Source organism: Nibribacter koreensis (genome assembly GCF_039541795.1).
Lineage (GTDB): Bacteria > Bacteroidota > Bacteroidia > Cytophagales > Hymenobacteraceae > Nibribacter > Nibribacter koreensis.
The window spans coordinates 139,225-159,502 of sequence record NZ_BAABGX010000003.1; the positions used below are offsets into that span (position 1 = coordinate 139,225).

General features: G+C 49.4%; 14 protein-coding genes. 12 read left to right on the forward strand and 2 right to left on the reverse strand.

Annotation, left to right across the window (positions count from 1 at the left end; translation table 11 throughout):
• The first annotated feature begins 44 nt into the window (after positions 1-44).
• From dxs to ABD880_RS16115, 5 genes are all read left to right on the forward strand, one after another.
• The gene (gene dxs, locus ABD880_RS16095) at positions 45-1,961 is read left to right on the forward strand and encodes a 1-deoxy-D-xylulose-5-phosphate synthase (RefSeq protein WP_345168378.1); all 1,917 of its coding nucleotides are present in this window, start codon (positions 45-47) and stop codon (positions 1,959-1,961) included.
• A 401-nt stretch (positions 1,962-2,362) separates the two neighbouring features.
• Positions 2,363-2,680 (forward strand): hypothetical protein, encoded by a 318-nt coding sequence (locus ABD880_RS16100; protein WP_345168381.1) that lies wholly within the window; start codon positions 2,363-2,365, stop codon positions 2,678-2,680.
• 53 nt (positions 2,681-2,733) lie between these two features.
• Positions 2,734-3,549, forward strand: coding sequence for an alpha/beta fold hydrolase (locus tag ABD880_RS16105; protein WP_345168384.1), 816 nt, complete (start codon positions 2,734-2,736; stop codon positions 3,547-3,549).
• A gap of 114 nt (positions 3,550-3,663) precedes the next feature.
• Positions 3,664-4,149 carry a hypothetical protein gene (locus ABD880_RS16110; RefSeq protein ID WP_345168387.1) on the forward strand — a complete coding sequence of 162 codons (486 nt, stop codon included), beginning with the start codon at positions 3,664-3,666 and terminating at the stop codon, positions 4,147-4,149.
• Between the two features lie 320 nt (positions 4,150-4,469).
• On the forward strand, positions 4,470-7,403 hold the full coding sequence (locus tag ABD880_RS16115; protein WP_345168389.1) for a VPS10 domain-containing protein: 2,934 nt from the start codon (positions 4,470-4,472) through the stop codon (positions 7,401-7,403).
• 85 nt (positions 7,404-7,488) lie between these two features.
• Here the strand turns inward: ABD880_RS16115 and ABD880_RS16120 are convergent, their stop codons facing one another.
• The gene (locus ABD880_RS16120) at positions 7,489-7,893 is read right to left on the reverse strand and encodes a response regulator (protein ID WP_345168391.1); all 405 of its coding nucleotides are present in this window, start codon (positions 7,891-7,893) and stop codon (positions 7,489-7,491) included.
• 387 nt (positions 7,894-8,280) lie between these two features.
• Between ABD880_RS16120 and ABD880_RS16125 the strand changes: the two genes are divergently transcribed.
• The 3 genes from ABD880_RS16125 (at position 8,281) to ABD880_RS16135 (ending at position 10,494) form a co-directional block, all read left to right on the forward strand.
• A complete protein-coding gene (locus tag ABD880_RS16125) occupies positions 8,281-9,294 on the forward strand; it encodes a hypothetical protein (RefSeq protein WP_345168392.1) in 1,014 nt (337 codons plus the stop codon).
• Between the two features lie 218 nt (positions 9,295-9,512).
• Entirely contained in the window at positions 9,513-9,860 is a 348-nt protein-coding gene (locus ABD880_RS16130) for a DUF6970 domain-containing protein (RefSeq protein ID WP_345168394.1), read from the forward strand.
• 43 nt (positions 9,861-9,903) lie between these two features.
• On the forward strand, positions 9,904-10,494 hold the full coding sequence (locus ABD880_RS16135) for a hypothetical protein (protein WP_345168395.1): 591 nt from the start codon (positions 9,904-9,906) through the stop codon (positions 10,492-10,494).
• Between the two features lie 131 nt (positions 10,495-10,625).
• Here ABD880_RS16135 and ABD880_RS16140 read toward each other — a convergent pair whose 3' ends face one another.
• Positions 10,626-11,615 carry an aspartate-semialdehyde dehydrogenase gene (locus ABD880_RS16140; RefSeq protein ID WP_345168398.1) on the reverse strand — a complete coding sequence of 330 codons (990 nt, stop codon included), beginning with the start codon at positions 11,613-11,615 and terminating at the stop codon, positions 10,626-10,628.
• Between the two features lie 192 nt (positions 11,616-11,807).
• On the opposite strand from ABD880_RS16140, the gene ABD880_RS16145 reads away from it, so the two are divergent.
• The 4 genes from ABD880_RS16145 to ABD880_RS16160 all read left to right on the forward strand — a co-directional run bounded on the left by ABD880_RS16145 (position 11,808) and on the right by ABD880_RS16160 (position 20,249).
• Positions 11,808-14,351, forward strand: coding sequence for a lamin tail domain-containing protein (locus tag ABD880_RS16145; RefSeq protein WP_345168399.1), 2,544 nt, complete (start codon positions 11,808-11,810; stop codon positions 14,349-14,351).
• A gap of 120 nt (positions 14,352-14,471) precedes the next feature.
• Positions 14,472-15,230 (forward strand): sulfite exporter TauE/SafE family protein, encoded by a 759-nt coding sequence (locus ABD880_RS16150; protein WP_345168401.1) that lies wholly within the window; start codon positions 14,472-14,474, stop codon positions 15,228-15,230.
• 154 nt (positions 15,231-15,384) lie between these two features.
• Positions 15,385-16,503 (forward strand): DUF6588 family protein, encoded by a 1,119-nt coding sequence (locus ABD880_RS16155; RefSeq protein ID WP_345168403.1) that lies wholly within the window; start codon positions 15,385-15,387, stop codon positions 16,501-16,503.
• 728 nt (positions 16,504-17,231) lie between these two features.
• Positions 17,232-20,249 carry a SusC/RagA family TonB-linked outer membrane protein gene (locus ABD880_RS16160; protein WP_345168405.1) on the forward strand — a complete coding sequence of 1,006 codons (3,018 nt, stop codon included), beginning with the start codon at positions 17,232-17,234 and terminating at the stop codon, positions 20,247-20,249.
• Positions 20,250-20,278 lie beyond the last annotated feature (29 nt).

A 20,278-nucleotide genomic window follows, 5' to 3' on the forward strand; every position in this document is an offset into this window, starting at 1 on the left:
TTTGGCCACCTCATTGGTTAAGATTTTGCTAAGTAGAAAGACATATGATCATTGAACCCGGAGAATTACTGTCCAAAATAGACTCGCCCGCCGACCTGCGGAAGCTGTCTGAGGACCAGTTGTTACAGGTCTGCCAAGAACTGCGGCAATTCATCATTGACAATGTGTCTATCTATGGAGGCCACTTCGGCGCCAGCTTGGGCGTGGTGGAGATGACCGTGGCCCTGCATTACGTGTTCAACACGCCCTATGACCAATTGGTCTGGGACGTGGGGCACCAGGCCTATGGCCACAAAATCCTCACCGGCCGAAGAGACAATTTCCACACCAACCGTAAGCTCAACGGCATCTCGGGCTTCCCGAAGCGCAAGGAGAGCGAGTATGATGCCTTTGGCGTTGGGCACTCTAGTACGTCCATTTCGGCGGCGCTAGGCATGGCCGTGGCCTCGCAGATTAAGAAAGAGTTTGACCGTCACCACATTGCCGTGATTGGCGATGGCTCCATGACGGCCGGTATGGCCTTTGAAGCCCTCAACCACGGCGGCGCCTCAGACGCCGACCTACTGGTAGTTTTAAACGACAACTGCATGAGCATTGACCCCAACGTGGGCGCGCTCAAAGAATATTTAACCGATATCACCACGTCCCGCACCTACAACAAAGTGCGCGATGAGCTTTGGAACATCCTGGGCAAGATCAGCAAGTTTGGGCCTAATGCCCAGCAGATTGCCTCTAAGGTAGAAAGCGGCATCAAAGCCACCTTGCTGAAGCAAAGCAACTTGTTTGAAAGCCTCAAGTTTCGGTACTTCGGTCCTATTGACGGTCATGATGTCAATCATCTGGCCAGCGTCTTGCAAGACCTGAAGAAGATACCCGGACCTAAAATCCTCCACTGCGTGACCGTGAAAGGCAAGGGCTTTGCCCTGGCTGAGAAAGAGCAGACCAAATGGCACGCGCCAGGACTGTTTGACAAAGTCACCGGTGAAATCTACAAAGTACACCACACCACGCCGCAGCCGCCTAAGTACCAAGATGTGTTTGGGCACACGCTGTTGGAGATGGCCGAGCAGAACCCTAAAATCATGGGCGTGACACCGGCTATGCCAAGTGGTTCTTCCATGAACATCATGATGGCCGCCATGCCAGACCGCGCCATTGACGTGGGCATAGCGGAGCAGCATGCTGTGACGTTCTCGGCAGGCTTGGCCACGCAGGGCATGGTGCCGTTCTGTAACATCTACTCCAGCTTCATGCAACGCGGCTATGACCAGGTGGTGCATGACGTGTGTCTGCAGAACCTGCACGTGGTCTTCACGCTGGACAGAGCCGGTTTTGCTGGCGCCGATGGCCAGACGCACCATGGTTCTTATGACATTGCCTTCATGCGCTGTCTGCCTAACATGGTGGTGTCATCTCCAATGAACGAGCAGGAGTTGCGCAACCTTATGTTCACCGCCAGCCAAGACGGCATGGGACCGTTTACCATCCGCTACCCACGCGGCGAAGGCGTGATGCCCGAATGGCGCACTCCGCTGGAGCTAATAAAAGTAGGAGAAGGCTGTACGGTGCAAGAAGGGGAGGAAGTAGCCATCCTGACCATCGGGCACATTGGCAATTATGCCGTAGACGTTTGCAAGAACTTAAAACTAGACGGTCTGCGCCCGGGGCACTATGACATGCGCTTCTGCAAACCATTAGATGAAAAACTCCTGCACCATATCTTCCAGACCTATGATAAAGTAGTGACGGTAGAGGACGGTTGTTTGCAAGGCGGTTTTGGCAGTGCCATCTTAGAGTTCATGGCCGATCATGGTTACAATGCCCAAGTGAAACGCCTGGGTATTCCAGACACGATTGTAGAGCACGGCTCGCAATTGGAGTTGCACCGCCTGTGCGGTTTTGACCCAGAAGGCATTGAGCAAACCGTACGCGAGCTGATGGAAGTGCCGGTAAGAGTATAATTCCCAATAAGATATAATTTGAGGGAGGCCTCGTAGGTTTTTAAAACCTGCGAGGTCTTTTCGTTTTTGGCCTGTTTTAAGGGAAACAGGCTAAAAGTGGTGTCAGCGAATCGAAATGTATGTTATCGTGTCTTGGTAGCAAACATGAAATGCTGTTGCTACGTGCCTGCTTCAAGTTTTAAACTTGGAGCTTTTAATAGGGCAAGTTTTCAACTTGCGTAAGTTTGTGGGCGCGTAAGACGCAAGTTGAAAACTTGCCCTATAGTGACCACAAGTTAAAAACTTGCGGTAGAGCAGGAAGGTAGAGAAAGAAGATGAGCAGTGGGTAAGAACCCGTTTTTAGCTTGTTTTACCCAAAACAGACCAAAAACGGCGTCCGGAAATATTTGTACCTTCACCCAATGACAACGCCAGAACATACGCCACTTCCAACCCTACCACTACAAGAAAAGCTCATCATTATTGGTAGGTCACTGCTGTTGGTAGTGGTCATTTATACGGTCATCGATTTGTACATACCGGTTAAGAAGATATTGTTCGGCGAGGTCATCACTTGGAAGGAAACAATCTCCCATCTGGAGGTGCTGGAGAAGTGGCCTATTGTAGCCATCATCACCGCCTTAATGGCCAACAACAGCATCAAGAAAAAGACCAAGGCCCTGCAAGAAGCCCAGGCCCAGCCCCAAGAAACGGCAGAACAAGGAACAGTAGGTAAATAATCTTCTTCGTTTTTCGCCTCTTTTCCGTAAAACAGGTCAAAATCAGAATTCTTATGACACCCAATCTTCTTTCCCATACCCAGTCCGGTACCGGTCCTACCTTGGTTTTCTTGCACGGCTTCTGCGAAAGCAAGGAAGTCTGGACCGATTTCGTGAAGCCGCTCTTACATGAATTCCAGATCATCACCCTAGACCTGCCCGGTCACGGCGAAAGCGAACTCCCCAAAGATTATTCTATGGAAGCCCAGGCGCGGCAAGTACAAGAGACGCTGGTGTCCTTGAACGTGGAGAAGTGCCTGTTGGTAGGCCATTCCATGGGCGGTTACGTGAGTCTGGCGGTGGCCGAGCAGTTTCCGGACCTATTGTACGGCTTGTGCCTGTTCCACTCCAGCGCGCTGGCAGACAATGAGGAGAAGAAAGAAAGCCGCAACAAGACGGTAGAGTTCATCCAGAAGCACGGTGTAGACAAGTTTATGGAGACGTTCGTGGCCCCGCTGTTCGCAGAGAGCAATAGAGTGTCCTGCCAGCCCGCCATTGAAAAGATGCAGACCATTGGCAAGGCCACGCCGCAAGAAACCATCATTGGCTGTCTGCAGGCCATGCGCGACAGAAAAGACCGTACCGAGGTATTGAAAACCACGCCTATTCCGGTGTTCTTCATGGCGGGCAAAGAAGACCCAGCCGTACCGCTAGAAGCTACTCTGCAACAGTGCCACCTTCCTGAGAATAGCATGACCTACTTCCTGGGCCACGTGGGGCACATGGGCATGTTTGAGAATACGGCCCTCACGCGGCAGGCCCTGCTCAAGTTTGCAGAGACACTGTCGCCGGCCAACGCCCAGAAGTACCGCTCTCAGAACTCGTTCTAAACTGAAATTCATTCACAAGCCGAAGTAGAAAAAGGGGTAAGTATATAGTGGTTTCGCTATTTATGTGTAGTATTAGGCTTTCTTTTACTGCTACTTTTTCTTGCCGGTTTTTGTATGAATGACGCCCATTATCATCTGTTGTTAAATCACTTGCCTATTCTGGGTTCCTTGTTCGGGGCGCTGTTGTTGGCCTCTGGGTTTTTCACCAAAAGCGTGTCGGTGCTGAAGGCGGGCATGACCACCATCTTAATCGTTTCGTTGCTGACCATGCCGGCCTACTTTACCGGTGAAGCCGCTGAGGAAGTGGTGGAGCATCTGCCGGGCGTGCGCCATGATGACATTGAGGCCCATGAAGAAGCCGCCGAGTTTGCCCTGTGGGCGATGGGAGCCGCCGGCGCCGCCGCCTTGATGGGCTTGCTGACCACTTCCAGCCGAAGTTCCCGTTCCCAACGACCTAAGACGTGGGCCGTGGTAACCTTATTTGTGACCCTGGGAGCCTTCGGTGTCATGGCCTGGACAGGCGTAACCGGCGGACAGATTCGGCACAGCGAGTTACACCAGGAGAAATTGATTGCACCTGCTCCGGCAGACAAGAAGTAAAGTGGCACAGAACTTATAACAACTACTTTCTTGAAGGAAGTAGCAGGAACGCCCGCCCTAGTTGGTGTTATCACGAACAAGTAACATACAGTTTCTGATTGAAAAGGGTGCCTGTCTCGCTTGTTGGTGATGCCACCAACCAGGGCAACGGAACTACCAATATCCAAAGCCGTTTTTGGCCTGTTTTCCTAAAAACAGGCCAAAAACGGCTTTTCTTTTAGAAAGCGCTGGCGCTTATTTTATTAACTGCCGCTTTTCCTCTATTTTCAAGCATCCTAACTCCACCTAACTAACAAAAGACAGACGTCTTCGCATAAGGCATGATGCTACGCAAACCACTCTTCCCCTTGATGATGCTGGGCTTTTTGAGCCTACCCGCCATCGCCCAGAAAAACAAAGAAAAACAGCCGCCCTTTACGCCTGCCAAAGAGCGCTTAGAAGGCTACCAGCAACGGCTTAAACTTCAGCAGAACTCCATTGCCGGCAACATCGCGTTCCGCAACGTGGGGCCTACCGTGATGAGCGGCCGCGTGGTAGACTTGGACGTGTCGCCTACAGACCCCACCAATTTCTACGTGGCCTACGCCTCTGGAGGACTGTGGCATACTACCAACAACGGCATTTCCTTTGAGCCTTTGTTTGACCGTCAGGCGGTGATGACCATTGGCGACATTGCCGTGGACTGGAAGACCAACACCATCTGGGTAGGCACTGGCGAAAGCAACTCTAGCCGTTCCTCGTATTCTGGGGTAGGTATTTATAAGTCAACCGACGGCGGAAAAACCTGGCAACACAAAGGCCTTCCGGAGTCACATCACATTGGGCGTATTATCCTGAGCCCCACAGACCCGAACACGGCCTGGGTGGCGGCGGTGGGCCACTTGTACTCACCTAACCAGGAGCGCGGCATTTTCAAAACCACCGACGGCGGCAATACCTGGAAGCACGTCTTGAAAGGCGGGAACGCTAACACGGGCGCCGTGGACATGGTCATTGACCCAACTAACCCCAATACCTTGTACGCCAGCTTGTGGCAACGTGAGCGCCGGGCCTGGAACTTCGTGGAAAGCGGAAGTGGCTCTGGCGTGTACAAAAGCACCAACGGCGGTGAGACCTGGCAGAAAATGGACGGCGGTCTGCCATCCGGCGAAGGCGTGGGCCGCATCGGCTTGACCATCTTCCCGGGCAACCCGAAGATCATCTATGCCAGTGTTGATAACCAGGAACTACGCAAGGACGTGAAGCCGGCCGTGGCCAGCAACACCAACAAACTGCGCAAGGAGCAGTTCAAGGACTTCACCAAAGAAGACTTCCTGAAGCTGGATGACGCTACCATCAACACCTTTTTAGACGACAACAACTTTCCGAGAACCTATACCGCCCGCTCTGTGAAGGAGATGGTGCGCACGGATAAGATTAGACCGGTGGCATTGTCGGATTTCTTGGTAGACGCCAACTCTATCATGATTGAGACCCCGGTGACGGGCGCGCAGGTGTACCGCTCAGACGATGCCGGCCTTACCTGGAAGAAAACCCACGAAGGCTACATTGACGACCTATACTATACCTACGGCTACTATTTCGGGGTGATTAGAGTATCGCCTATCAACCCAGACCATGTGTATGTGCTGGGTGTGCCGTTGCTCAAGTCTGAGGACGCGGGTAAAACCTGGAAGAACATTGAAGGCGACAACGTGCACTCAGACCATCAGGATTTATGGGTGAGCCCTACCAAGCAAGGTCACTTAATCAGTGGCAATGACGGTGGTTTGAATATTACGTATGATGACGGTAAGACGTGGTTCAAAGCCAATTCGCAGGCTTTGGGGCAGTTCTATTCTGTGGCGGTAGACATGGCCACGCCTTATAACGTGTATGGCGGTTTGCAGGACAACGGCGTTTGGGGCGGACCAAGCACCTACCAGGCCAGCAATGCCTGGACCGAAAACGGCCGTTACCCATACCAGCGTTTGGGCGGTGGCGACGGCATGATGGTGCAGGTAGATTTCAGGGACAACAACACGGTTTACACCGGCTCACAGTACGGCGCTTACTTCAGGCTGAACAAGGCCACTGGCCAGCGCATGCCTATCCAGCCTAAGCACCAATTGGGTGAGCGTCCGTTGCGCTTCAACTGGGAAAGCCCGATTCTCTTGTCACGTCATAACCAGGATGTCCTGTACTTCGGGTCTAACAAATTCCACCGCTCTTTGAACAAGGGCGAGAACATGGAAGCCCTGTCTGGTGACCTGACCAATGGCGGAAGAGCTGGTGACGTGGGCTACGGCACCTTAACGGTGATTGAGGAATCTCCTAAGCGTTTTGGCCTATTGTACACGGGCTCAGATGATGGACTAATCCATGTAAGCCGCGATGGTGGCTATACCTGGACCAAGATTTCTGACAAGCTCCCTAAGGACATGTGGATCAGTGCCATCTCGGCTTCGAATGAAAACGAAGGCACCGTATATGCTACCTTAAACGGCTACCGTTGGGATGATTTCACGCCGTACCTGTACATGTCTACGGACTATGGTAAGAACTGGAAGCAACTAGGTAAGAACCTGCCTAAAGAGCCTTTGAACGTAGTTAAAGAAGACCCTAAAAACCCTAATTTGCTTTTTGTAGGCACAGACAACGGCCTGTACATGTCACTGGACAAAGGACAAACATTCCAAGCAATGGGCGGTGATGATTTGCCATCGGTGTCGGTGCATGATTTGGCCATCCATCCAAGAGAGAATGACCTGGTGGTGGGTACGCACGGGCGCTCCTTGTTTATTGGGAACATTGCCCATTTACAGCAGTTGACCTCAGAAATTCAAGGCAAGGCGGTGCATATGTTCGCGTTGACCGCGCCGCAGTACTCTGAGCGTTGGGGAGAGAAATTTGGTGCTTATGGTGACACGTTCACGCCTAACCTGACCGTGCCATTTTATGTGAACAACGCTGGCACCACTACCATCAGAATCAAAACGGACAAAGGCCAGGTATTAAAGCAGGTAACAGATCAAAGCGAGAAAGGCTTGAATTACGTGGGCTATGACTTAACCGTAGAACCTGCCAACCAAACCGCTTATGAGCAAGCCTTGAACGAAGGCCGTAAAGGCGGCGAGGCCGTGAAAGTAGCTCCGGCTTCTAACAAGAGCCTGTACCTGAAGCCTGGCAAATACACCGTAGAGGTAGAAGCCAACGGCTCTAAGACCACGCAGGAGTTTGTGATTAAAGCCCCTGAGCGCAGAGGCAGAGAATAGATTTTGCGTAAACCGTTTTCGGGCTAATTCCCGGAAAACAGGCTAAAAACGAAAAAGGAGGCTATGAGGGCCTCCTTTTTTTGTGTTAACTGAAATGCTCATTGACCAGGTGCATGGCGTCTGCCTGCGTCAAGGGCTTGGACAAGAAGCCCACCACGTCCGGGAACTCCTTCAGTTTCTCCAGGTCATAAAAGCTGGCCGAAGAGGAAAGGGTGAACACCTTTTTGGCTTTGTGGTGGTCGGGGAGTTCCTGGTACTGGGCCAGAAAGTCAAAGCCGTCCATGACAGACATTTTGATGTCCACCAGAATCAGGTCCAGAGGCAGGCTGGCGTTGGCATGGGCTTCGCCGGTGAGGTAGTTGAGGGCTTCCTCGCCGTTGAGCACCACGTCAATCTGCTGGGCAATCTCGGCCTTGTTCAAGACCCGCTGGTTCATATAATTGGTAATCTCGTCGTCGTCAATCAACAAGACTCTGTTGAGTTTTTTCATAGGTACTGGGGTTGTAGGGCACCGGTGTGCCGTGCTCTTGTAAAGATAGCGTCTTTCCTATATAGATGGACTATCCAGCAAAATCTGTCTTTTACTATAACGTCTGCCCCGGCGGTGATTGTATGGTGGCCGGGCGCGTTTATCTGGTACGTGGCTTGCCTTGTTAAAGTGACAAAAAATACCAGAGTCGGTTCCATGTTGCACCATACTGCGTATATAGGAATATGTAGATGTAAGAGGCGTTTTTGGCCTGATTTCCAGAAAACAGGCTAAAAACAAAAAAGTGGAAACAAAACATGCGCGGGCTTCTGAACATCCACAGAAAACCGGTATCTTCCAGAATCCATTGCTCATTCGTTTACCCTTGTGATTACCGCACCTACCAAAATGAAATCAAAGCAGGCCATGAAGTTGAAGTTAGGAGGGGCCCTTGCCCTGGCCTTTCTCTGGGGAGCCACCCTTACCAGTTGTAATTCTAAAGCCGCCGCAGAGGAGACGGCCCGTCAAGACAAAGAAATTGCCGCCGCGGCTGCCGCAGATTCGGTTAAAGCGGCCAAGGTAGTAGCAGACTCTCTGGCCGCCAAAGCCAAGGCAGACTCCATAGACTTGGCCACCAAAGCCATTCTGCCGCACAAACGCATCATTGCCTACTACGGTAACCCTATGTCTAAGCGCATGGGTATTTTGGGCGAACTGCCGCCTAAGCAAATGCTCAAAAAATTGGACGAAGAGGTGAAGACCTGGAACGCCGTAGACCCGGCCACGCCCGTACAGCCTGCCTTGCACGTGATTGTGGTAACGGCCCAGGGCCAGCCCGGCAAAGGCGGCAAGTACCGTCTTCGCATGAGCGACCACGTAGCCGACTCTGTCATCTCCTGGGCCAAGCAACGTAACGCCATTGTGTTCCTGGACATTCAAATAGGCCAAAGCACTCTGCAAGAAGAGATTCCTAGGCTGGAGAAATGGCTGAAACTGCCGCAGGTGCACCTGGGCATTGACCCTGAGTTTGCCATGAAGAACGGCGGAATACCAGGCAGACGCGTAGGTACGGTGGATGCCGCAGATATTAACTATGCCACCGGTTTCTTGGCAGACGTGGCCAAGCGCTACAACCTGCCACCTAAGATTTTGGTAGTGCACCGCTTCACGCAACGCATGGTCACCAACTACCAGAATATCAGGTTACGGCCAAATGTTCAGTTTGTGATGCACATGGACGGCTGGGGAGACCGCATCTTGAAGAAGAGCACCTACAACGACTACATCAAGAAAGAGCCCGTACAGTACACCGGTTTCAAGATCTTCTACAAGAACGACACCAAGAAGCCCGGCTGGAAACTCTACGACCCGAAAGACCTGCTTAAGCTGACGCCGGTGCCGTTGTACATCCAGTACCAATAAGGATACCCGTCTTTTATTTGAAAAGCCGTTTTCGGCCTGTTTTCCAGAAAACAGGCCGAAAACGGCTTTCTTCGTTTGGCAAGCGCGTGCGCAAAGTAGAAAGTAAGCTTGGCATTCTATGCGTGAAGGTGTAGTTTGCAGAAAATAGATAGAAAGGTGCGTGGCCAAAGCAACCTACCGTCCAGTTTGGGTATCTATACAGCAAAGACCCCATTGCTATGAAACACCTGTACTTCCTGTGCCTTCTTGTTTTGATCTCTTTCTCTTCTTGTGAACTGGAAGAAGTCAACCGCACCTGTGACGTAGTCAAACCCACTGAGAACATTAAATGGCTGAAGGAGCGCGTGCAGGAATTAGAACGCTCTAACCGTTGCCAGTTTGTACAGCAAGGCCAATACAACGGGCACAGCGTCTTCGTGATTGGTAGCTGTGAGCCCGGCGTCAACTCCATCAACTCCGTCTATGACTGCGAAGGCAACCTGCTTTGCTTCAACGGTGACGAAACCTGCCCTGATTTTGATAGGGAAGTGAAGGATTTGCGGATTATCTGGCAGGATGCGAATTAGGGGTAGGCTACAAATAGGAGGATGTGAGTAAAGTAAATGTTCAATGAAAATAAAGCTCTTCCTAACTGTACTTTTCACTATTGTATTTCTTTCCTGCAACTCAAAGAATGATGTAGGAGTTAGAGCGGCTCAATCAAATTCAGATAATGTTTCACCCGCATTGGATGATTCTTCATCAACTTCAATCAAGAGTACTCGACGAGAGTATTGGCCGCTTGACAATGATGTTTTTGAAGAAGACACCGTTGTTCAGCTTAAGGATACTTTTCTGATTAAAACCAATAATTATAGCCTAAATGACAGCGCTGTAATTCATACAGCTACTGATGATTTGGGTCAATTCCTTGTACATAGTCACAATAGGGTTGTTGAAGTTACCATACTTAAAAATCAGAAACAGTATATCAAATCGATTCTATCTAAAAACATATTCGAGAAAAATACAGAACTTCAACTTACTGGAACTTCTTTCCAGAGGTATTCGAATGGAGAACACGTCTTTAGAATAGAAGCCTGTATTCCGGATACTGATGTTTGCGATGTAGCTGAAGTAGCAATGAATAATTTAGGTAAAGTTAGAGTGGTCCAATTCCTTAGTAATGAGGCAGACACAAATACTAATTCATCTAACTAATTGAGTTCAGATTCATTAACAGAAATACCGTTTTCAATCTCTTTTCCAGAAAACAGACCAATAACGAACCAGCCATAAAAAGGGAAAGGCTACCAATTGGTAGCCTTTCCCTTTTTATCTAAACCTGATACTTACACCAACTTGTTCTCTACTAAGTATTCCGCGATTTGAACGGCGTTGGTAGCGGCACCTTTTCTCAGGTTATCGGCTACAATCCATAGGTTCAAAGTCTTAGGCTGAGACTCGTCTCTGCGTATGCGGCCTACAAACACTTCATCTTTGCCGTGGGCATTTAAGGGCATTGGGTATTGCTGGTTGGCAACGTCATCCACTACCACCACGCCCGGGGTTTCCTGCAAGATGCGGTATACTTCCTCAAGGGTGAAATCACGCTCAAACTCTACGTTCACAGACTCAGAGTGACCGCCAATCACGGGAATGCGCACCGTGGTGGCCGTTACCTGAATAGAATCATCGCCCATGATTTTCTTGGTCTCCAGAATCATCTTCATCTCCTCCTTGGTGTAACCATTCTCGGTGAAGACGTCAATCTGCGGAATCACGTTCAGGTCAATCTGGTAGGCATACGCCATTTCACCGTCTTTACCGTTGCGCTCGTTCATAAGTTGGTCCACTGCCTTCTTGCCGGTGCCGGTTACGCTCTGGTAGGTACTGACCACAATACGTTTGATTTTAAGCGCTTTGTGCAGGTGGTTCAAGGCCACTACCATCTGGATGGTAGAGCAGTTGGGGTTGGCGATAATCTTGTCAGTGGCGGTCAGTTCAGAAGCGTTGATTTCGGGTACTACCAGCTTTTTGGTAGGGTCCATGCGCCAGGCCGAAGAGTTGTCTACCACGGTGGTACCGGCTTCAGCGAACTTAGGCGCCATTTCCTTGCTCACACTGCCACCGGCAGAGAAGATGGCAATGGCGGGTTTTTGGGCAATGGCGTCGTCCATGCTAATGACGGTGTACTCCTTGCCCTCAAAAGACATTTTCTGGCCCACAGAACGCTCTGAGGCCACTAACAATAATTCATCAACCGGAAATTGGCGCTCGGCCAACACCTTCAGCATTTCGCCACCCACTAGGCCGGTGGCGCCTACTACAGCTACTTTCATGTAAGGTGAACTTATAAAAATGAATGTCGGTCATGGGCTTTATTGTTGAGGCCGCATGCCTGAGTAGATTTCCGTTTTTGGCTTGTTTTCTGAGAATCAGGCAGAAAACGGAAATTTCTCTGTCGCAAAGAAACCAACTTTTACGCACTTTTAAAGTATGGTCATTCTATGCGGCAACTCTTTCTTTTGATAATGCTACAGTTTGCCCTCTGCGGTACGGCTAGCGCCCAATTACAGGAGACGTTTACAGACGGTGATTTTACGCAGAATCCCGCGTGGACGGGTGATGCGGGCTCTTTTCAGGTGAACGCCGCCAAGCAGTTGCAAAGCAAGGGCCCCGCCGTGACGGGCACCACCTTGCAACTCATGACGCCCAACACGCTGGCCGTGGGGGTGCAATGGGAGTTCTACGCGCAACTGGCCTTTGCCACTTCCTCGGGAAATTACGCAGAGGTCCACCTCACCTCAGACAACCAAGACTTGAAAGGCGCGCACCAAGGCTATTTTGTGCGCATTGGGGGCACCGAAGACGAGGTAAGCCTCTATCGCAAAGACGGCGGCACGGCGGTACGCATCATCAACGGTCCAGATAAAACCGTGGCCACTAGCAATAACGTGCTGAGAGTACGCGTCACCAGAACTGAAACAAACCTATGGAATTTAGAACTGGACATGGGCGCCACTGGCCAGAACTACGTGAGCCAAGGCACGGTGCAGGATGCCCGCTATCCCACGTCTGCCTTTACCGGTGTGCGCTTCACCTACAGCCAAGCCAATGCCCAGAAGTTTTACTTCGATGATTATTCTATCAAGGACATTGGCGTGCCAGCTCTTTTAGAAACTAAAGTAGCCGGCCCAAGGTCGTTAGAAATAAAATTCTCTGAGCCTATCACCGCGGCCTCGGTACAGAACCTGCAGAACTATCTCTTGAACGGAGCGGTACTGCCCAACGCTGTTGAATTGGTAGACCCCAGTACCATACGGCTTGCCTTTTCCTCAGACTTTACCACAGGGAGCAACCGTTTACAGATGGCAGAAATTACAGACCTACAAGGAAACACCGCCAGAAATCTACAGACTACTTTTGACTACAGCCCCATCGCCCAACCCGGTGAGGTGCGCATCACGGAGATTTACCCTGACCTGAACCCTTTGCAAGATTTGCCCGCTGCCGAGTTCTTCGAGATTCATAACCTGAGCGACAAGACCTTTAACCTGCAAAACTGGAAATACTCAGACGCCACCACTAATACCGCCACCTTTCCCACGTTTCTGTTAAAGCCCGGGGCCTACGTGATTGTAACCGCAGCCGCAGATACGGCTTTGTACAAACCATTTGGCGAAGTGGTGGGTTTGCCCAGTTTTCCGTCTTTGAACGACACCGGAGACGAGGTAGAGCTTTTCAATGCACAAGGGCAGTTGCTAGACAAGGTGATTTATACCAACGCGTGGTATAGAGATAACCAGAAGAAGGAAGGAGGCTGGACTTTGGAACTGGTAGACGTGAACACCACTTGTACGGGAGCCGCTGCCTGGAAAGCCTCTGAAGACCCAAGAGGCGGATCTCCAGGAAAAGTAAACTCGGTGCAAGGGAAAGACGTGACCGCTCCGCAATTCTTGCAAGCGACCACCACTGCGCCAGACAAGGTGCTGCTTCGGTTGGATGAACCCCTAGATAGCTTGGCTGCTTCCTCACTGTCTTTGTATAAGATAACGCCAGAGGTAGTTGTTACGCAAGTACGCGTGTTGCCTGCCACGTTCACCGAGGTGGAGTTGACCTTACAGGCGCCCTTGCGAGAAAATATAAGATACGCGGTGACGGTGCAGGGCATGAAAGATTGCGCCGGGAATACCAATGTCACTCAACAGATGGTGTCGCTGGTTTTGCCATCTTTGGCGCTGAAGGGAGACGTGATCATCAATGAGATTCTGTTCAACCCCCGCACCGGCGGCGTAGACTTTGTGGAACTGGTTAACCGCACCGACAAGTACCTGAACCTGCAGAACTGGCAACTGGCCAACCGAGACAAAGGAGAAATTGCCAATGCTAGAACCATCTCTAGTCAGCCGTTTCTGTTGGCGCCCAATGCTTATCTGGTGCTTACTTCCAGTGCCAAGATTCTGCTGGAGCACTACCCCAACGCCAAAACAGAGACGTTTTTGCAAATGACGTCTCTGCCGTCTTTTAATGACGATGCCGGAAACGTAGTGCTTCTGGTGCCAGATAAAACCGTGATGGACGAAGTGGCCTATAATGCTAAACAGCACTTTAAATTGATACGTGACCCCGAGGGAATTTCTCTGGAGCGGATTCAACTCAACGGACCAAGCGTAGCGGCCAACTTTCATTCGGCGGCCACGGCAGTGAGAGCCACGCCGGGCTACCTGAACTCTCAAACACAGACAACCGCCACTCAAAACAAAAAACTCACACTCACACCCAAAGTGTTCACCCCAGACGGCGACGGGGTAGAGGATGTGCTCTTGCTGCAGTTCAATGGCGTATCGTCAGGGAGCGTGGCCAACGTGACCGTGTATGATGCCTCCGGCAGACAGGTCCGCAAGCTGGTTAACAACACCTTGACCGGTAATGAAAACCTGATGCAGTGGGACGGCCTCACAGACAAAGGAACCAAGGCGGCCATTGGGTATTACATCCTGTTAGTAGAACTGTTCAGCCTGAACGGGGAGAAGGAGATCCTCAAAGAAACCACCGTCGTAGGCGGTCGTTTTTAGGCTGTTTTCTGTAAAGCAGGCCAAAAACAAATTTGCTGTTGAGCAGTTTTGGCAAGCCCGGCCTTTTTCTGAATCTTTGCGAAAAATTGGCTCTGTACGGGGCCTTATCTATTTGTACTAGTGGAGATTCTGTACCTGTGTGTGTTCGCGTTTCTGGCGGGCTTGATTGATTCTGTAGTAGGCGGCGGCGGACTGATCCAGTTACCAGCCTTGTTCGTATTCCTTCCTTCGGCGCCTATCCCAGCTTTGTTTGGCACGGGCAAGTTGTCCAGCATTGCGGGCACCTCGGTCTCGCTCTGGCGTTTCTCCAGAAACGTAGAAATCAACTGGAAAGCGGTTCTGCCGGCGGCGGCGGCGGCATTTGTCTTCTCCTTTCTGGGCGCACGCGTAGTCAGCCATTTTGATAAAGAGATGCTCAGGCCTTTGATCTTGGTCTTACTGATTGCTGTGGCGGTGTACACTTTTTTTAGAAAGGATTTTGGCGCCATTCATGCGCCGCGGCTAGCGCCGGCCAAAGAGGTGTGGTACGGCATGGGCGTGGGCCTGGTGATAGGGTTTTATGACGGGTTCTTCGGGCCGGGCACGGGCAGCTTTTTGATGTTTGTGTTTGTGGGCCTGTTCGGGTTTAACTTTTTAGCAGCCTCGGCGTCTGCCAAAGTAGTGAACGTGGCCACAAATTTGTCTGCTTTGTTGTACTTTGGGTATAAAGGTTTTATCTTGTTCCACATTGGAATACCAATGGCCATTAGTAGCGTACTAGGTTCTGTGGTTGGCACCAAGATTGCGCTGGCAAAAGGAAGCGGTTTTGTGCGCAAGCTTTTCTTGGTGGTGGTCACGGGCATCATCCTTAAATTCGCCTACGACACGTTTTACGCCTAGCCGTTTTTGGCCTGTTTTTCTATAAATGCCTCAAAAACGGCTACTTACAAACAGTCTTCCCCCTCGTCTGTTTGAGAATATCTCTTTATCATGATTTTAACACGGCAGAGCAAGACTGTCGGGTACCTGTTTATTCTGACTTTATTCTAATTGTATGTTGAAAAAAACTCTACAAAGATTTTCTTTCTGGGCGTTGCCTGCCCTGGCATTTGTGTTGGTGTCACCAGCCGCCCAGGCCCAAGACGAGGTGGGTGAGTTCATTAGAGCCGGCAAGGAAGACGCCAGTAAACTGGTAAGAGCCTACGCAGAGCCCGCGGGTATTGCGTTGGGGCATAACCTGAACAGCGGCTGGTTCAACTCGGGCCAGGCCATGAAGCCGGGCCGTTTTGACATCCGTATCTATGCCTCTGCCGTGTTTGCGCCAGATGACGCCAAGACGTTTGACATCTCCAAGCTGGGTCTTAAGCAGATCAGGACCTCTACTGGCGCTCCCTTTGATCCCAACCGTCCGGTTTTGGTGCCTACCGTGTTTGGCGAAGACAGAGAAGGTCCTGAACTTACCGTCTACACCCGCAACCCCTTGACCAACCAAGAGGAAGAAGTAGTGTCCTTTAATTCGCCGCCAGGGGCCGGGTATGACGTATTGCCTTTCCCGATGGCCCAGGTGAGCATAGGCTTGTTCAAAGAAACAGAAGTAGCGGTTAGGTTTGTCCCTAAAACCAAAGCCGATGATTTTGAGGGAAGCCTCTGGGGCGTGGGCGTAAAGCACGGCTTAAAACAATGGATTCCGGGCGTGGCCGCTATTCCGGGCTTTGACATTACTGTGTTTGGCGGCTATACCAACCTCACCAGCTCATATGGCCTGGACGTGCCCTTAACTGAGGACAACCAGATGTACGCAACCCAACAGCAGCAGAGCCCCACCTATTATGATGGGCAAGCCTTAGAATTAAAGACCAAGGCCTGGACTACCAGCCTAGTCGTTTCTAAAACGGTTAGCGTCATCACCGGCTACGCCGGCATCCGGTACAGCAACGTAGAGACAGATTTGAACGCCGTGGGCAAGTACCCGGTAGTAGCTTACAGAACCACCGCGCCTTACGCTAAATATGTAGACGACGTGGTAGACCCTATCCTGGTCAAGATGAAAGATGCGCAAGTAGGCGGCACCGCCGGCCTACGCTTAAAGCTAGCGTTCTTCTCTATCTACGGCGAGTACACGTTTGCCAAGTACTCAACCGCCATGGCCGGCATTGGCCTAGGCTGGAACTAAGGCTTGCTCGTTTTTGGCCTGTTTTTGTGAAAACCGGCCAAAAACGGACACCATTATGACAAAGCGCCTCTCTTAATAAATAGGAGAGGCGCTTTTGTTTGGTTAATCAAGAGGGGAAGGTAACTGCCACTAGAAAGGCCTTTTATTTTGGAAGGGGCTGTGTTTGAAAACCGCTACTGACTGCAATTAGCCCCATTCATATTTCAAGGGTGAGAGTCAATTTGGTAATTTATAATTAGGAAGGTCTATTCTGATTGATTTATCTGCTTCGCGGCTCATAAACAGAAGCGAAAATATTTCTTTTACTATATAAAAGGTTTAACATGAATTAACCTCTACTTCTATCAAATGAATACCTAGCGCCAGAAATTTTCTCTGGAAAAACGATATTTTATTTTAATGCTTCCCTATTCTAGGTATTCTAGCCTCTCTCATAAAATAATGAAGGTGATTTAGGATAGGTGTTTAAGCTTAGGGAGGAAAGGGGGTAAGGAGTGTTTTAGGAATAGACGCCTAAGGTCGAGAAAATGCAAAGATGTTTAATAGTCAAATATTTAATTATATACATGATATTATATTATTTCTATTTTGAATAGCCTTAAACGGGTAACTAGTGAAATAGGTTGAAGTTTTTAAAAAATAATTCATGTTAAGGATTTGTTAAAGTTGAGTTGGTGGTTATATTTGGTTAACAAAGAATAAACTCTACAAACAAACCAAAAAACCACATGAAGAAAGCTTTACTTTTCAGCTTCGTTTTTGTGTTGGCGCTTGTAACCCAAGCGTGGGCCCAGAACCGGACTGTGACAGGACGAGTGACTGATGCACAAACAGGAGAGGGAATGCCTGGTGTAACAGTACAACTCAAAGGAACCACAACCGCATCTCCTACAGATGTAAACGGTGGTTATGAAATTAGTGTACCGTCTAACGGTGGTACCCTTGTGTTTACATTTATTGGCTACGCCAAGCAAGAAATTGCTGTAGGTAGCCAGTCAACGGTAAATGTGAAATTGGGAAGCGACGCTCGTCAAATCTCAGAAATCGTGATTACCGGTTATGGTGTGCAGGAAAAACTTGAGCCAGCTGGTTCAACTGCCAGAGTAAGCGGTGCAACCATTGAGAACTTGCCGGTGCAAAGCTTTGACAGAGCCCTACAAGGAAGAGCTGCAGGTGTGCAGGTAACTGCACTGAGCGGTCAGCCAGGTGGTGCCATCAACGTACGTGTACGTGGTCAAGGCTCTATCAATGCTGGTAATGAGCCTTTGTACATCATTGACGGTGTAATGGTGGCTAGTGGCCAGACTTCTGGTCAGTCTTCTTCTAACGCACTTTCTTCTATCAACCCTAATGACATTGAGTCTATGGAAGTGTTGAAGGACGCTGCTGCTGCTTCTATCTACGGTGCCCAGGCAGCCAACGGTGTAGTTTTGATTACTACAAAACGTGGTAAGTCTGGTAAGACTAACTTTACATTCTCTGGTCAAGAGGGTGTGGTGGAAAGAATCAAGAAGTTAGACGTAACTACTGCTGCTGAGTTTGCTGAGTTGAGAATTGAAGCCCTATACAATCAGTATTTTGATATCTATGGCCCAACTGTTCCAACTAACCCGGTACAAGACACTCGTACCTATACCCGTAACTTAGCCATCGCTGCTCACGGTGATCCTGCTACGGTTAAAAACACAGACTGGCAAGAAACAATTTACCGGAAAGGTAGATTGCGTACGTATGACTTCTCTGCCAATGGGGGAGATGAAAAAACAAGATTTTTGCTTTCTGCTTCTTATAACAAGCAAGAAGGACAGATCTTGAAGTCTGATTTTGCGCGCGCCACAGCTCGTTTAAACTTAGACCATAAAGTAAACGACAGATTGTCTTTCTTGGCAAACATAAGTTTAGCGAACACAAAGCAGAATGGTAACATTGCTGATGGTGCTTTCATTAACAGCCCGCAGTTCTCTGCTCCTTTGATCTTGCCTAACCAGCCAGTATATAGAGAAGATGGTTCTTTCAATGCTCCTTTAGCAGGTGCCTTCTCTTACAATATCTTGCAGAACACGTTATTGGAACTTCGCCAAGCGGTGACTAACCAAACTGTATCTAGCTTTAAGGCTGTGTACAAAGTTGCTCCAGGTATCTTTGTGAGTGCTCTGGCAGGAGTGGATTTTGCAGATACGCAAGATGATAACTACCGCGACCCACGTGTTCCTCAGTTTGCCGCTATTGGAGGTCAAGCTACTAACATCAACCGTCGTACGTTGAACTGGAACTCTAACGTTACCTTGAACTACAACAAAACATTTGCTGAGTTACACAATTTCTCTGCATTAGTAGGAACTGAGTACCGTGAAGAAACAAGAGAGACTTCAACTGCACAAGGTGAAGGTTTCCCAAGTGGTCAATTCCAGACTTTGGCTTCTGCTGCTAACCCTAAAGCTGTAAGCGGTACTTATACTACTTACAAAATGGGTGGTATCTTCACTAACTTGAAGTATGACCTAGGTGAGAAGTATTTCTTGAGCGGTACGTTGCGTTATGATGGTTCTTCTAAATTTGGTGCCAACAACCGCTTTGGGTTATTCTACGCAGGTGCTGTAGCATGGGCTCTGAACAGAGAAGCCTTCTTGGCTAATGCAACATACCTAGACAACTTGAAGCTTCGTTTGAGCTACGGTGTAACTGGTAACTCTAACATTGACAACTTTGCGTCTTTAGGTTTATTAGGTAGTGGTCCTAACTACACTGGTACTTCTGGTATCCGTCCTTCTCAGTTGCCTAATCCAGACCTTACTTGGGAAGAAGCTAAGACTTTGAACTTAGGTTTAGACTGGTCATTCTTCAACAGCCGTGTGAGTGGTGCTGTAGATGTATATCGTCGTAACAATGAGCGTTTATTGCTAGCAAGACAATTGCCAACTGATACTGGTTTTGGTTCTGTATGGGAAAATGCAGGTGTTGTATTGAACGAAGGTGTTGAAGTTGAATTGAACACCGTGAACGTAGATGCTGGTGGGTTCAAGTGGAGCACCAACTTTAACGTGACCTTCCAAAGAAATGAGATCAAAGAACTTTATGGAGGTCTTCAGAACATTGGAACTGGTCTGCGTGTAGGTCAGCCAATTGACATCTTGTGGTACCCAGAATATGCTGGTGTAAACCCTGCAGATGGACGCCCAATGTACTATGACTCTTTAGGCAACATTACGTACACTTTGCGTGCCCGTGATTCTAAAGTAACTGGTCAGTATCTGCCAAAAACGTTTGGCGGTTTAGCTAACAGTTTCCAATACAAAGGCTTGTCATTAGATGTGTTCTTCCAAGGTTCATTTGGAAGCAAGACGTTGAACAATAACTCTTACTTTATGGCTAACTCTGCTGGTACTACTTACAACCAGACCAGAGACCAATACACAGAGAGATGGACTACTCCAGGTCAAATCACTGACGTGCCAAGACCATACGGTGGTGGTACTGAGCCTAACACCAGCGGTGTGTTTAACTTCTCTACTAAACAAGTGGAAGACAACTCTTACATCCGCTTGAAGCAGTTGACATTAGCGTACAACTTGCCGCAGACTTTAATCTCTCGTGCAAAATTGACTAACGTACGCGTGTTTGTTCAAGGCTTGAACCTAGTTACTTGGACAGGTTACTCAGGTCTAGATCCAGAATTGTTGTTCAATGAGATTGGTACTTATCCTCAAGGAAAGCAATACTCAGGCGGACTTTCAGTTAGTTTCTAATTACTAATTATTGATTTATTATGTTAAAA

Coding starts and splice junctions, on each gene's coding strand:
- ABD880_RS16125 (WP_345168392.1), top strand. CDS start 8,281: ATGAAATCAAAGCAGGCCATGAAGTTGAAGTTAGGAGGGGCCCTTGCC.
- ABD880_RS16160 (WP_345168405.1), top strand. CDS start 17,232: ATGAAGAAAGCTTTACTTTTCAGCTTCGTTTTTGTGTTGGCGCTTGTA.
- dxs (WP_345168378.1), top strand. CDS start 45: ATGATCATTGAACCCGGAGAATTACTGTCCAAAATAGACTCGCCCGCC.
- ABD880_RS16105 (WP_345168384.1), top strand. CDS start 2,734: ATGACACCCAATCTTCTTTCCCATACCCAGTCCGGTACCGGTCCTACC.
- ABD880_RS16135 (WP_345168395.1), top strand. CDS start 9,904: ATGAAAATAAAGCTCTTCCTAACTGTACTTTTCACTATTGTATTTCTT.
- ABD880_RS16100 (WP_345168381.1), top strand. CDS start 2,363: ATGACAACGCCAGAACATACGCCACTTCCAACCCTACCACTACAAGAA.
- ABD880_RS16145 (WP_345168399.1), top strand. CDS start 11,808: ATGCTACAGTTTGCCCTCTGCGGTACGGCTAGCGCCCAATTACAGGAG.
- ABD880_RS16140 (WP_345168398.1), bottom strand. CDS start 11,615: ATGAAAGTAGCTGTAGTAGGCGCCACCGGCCTAGTGGGTGGCGAAATG.
- ABD880_RS16155 (WP_345168403.1), top strand. CDS start 15,385: ATGTTGAAAAAAACTCTACAAAGATTTTCTTTCTGGGCGTTGCCTGCC.
- ABD880_RS16120 (WP_345168391.1), bottom strand. CDS start 7,893: ATGAAAAAACTCAACAGAGTCTTGTTGATTGACGACGACGAGATTACC.
- ABD880_RS16130 (WP_345168394.1), top strand. CDS start 9,513: ATGAAACACCTGTACTTCCTGTGCCTTCTTGTTTTGATCTCTTTCTCT.
- ABD880_RS16115 (WP_345168389.1), top strand. CDS start 4,470: ATGATGCTACGCAAACCACTCTTCCCCTTGATGATGCTGGGCTTTTTG.
- ABD880_RS16110 (WP_345168387.1), top strand. CDS start 3,664: ATGAATGACGCCCATTATCATCTGTTGTTAAATCACTTGCCTATTCTG.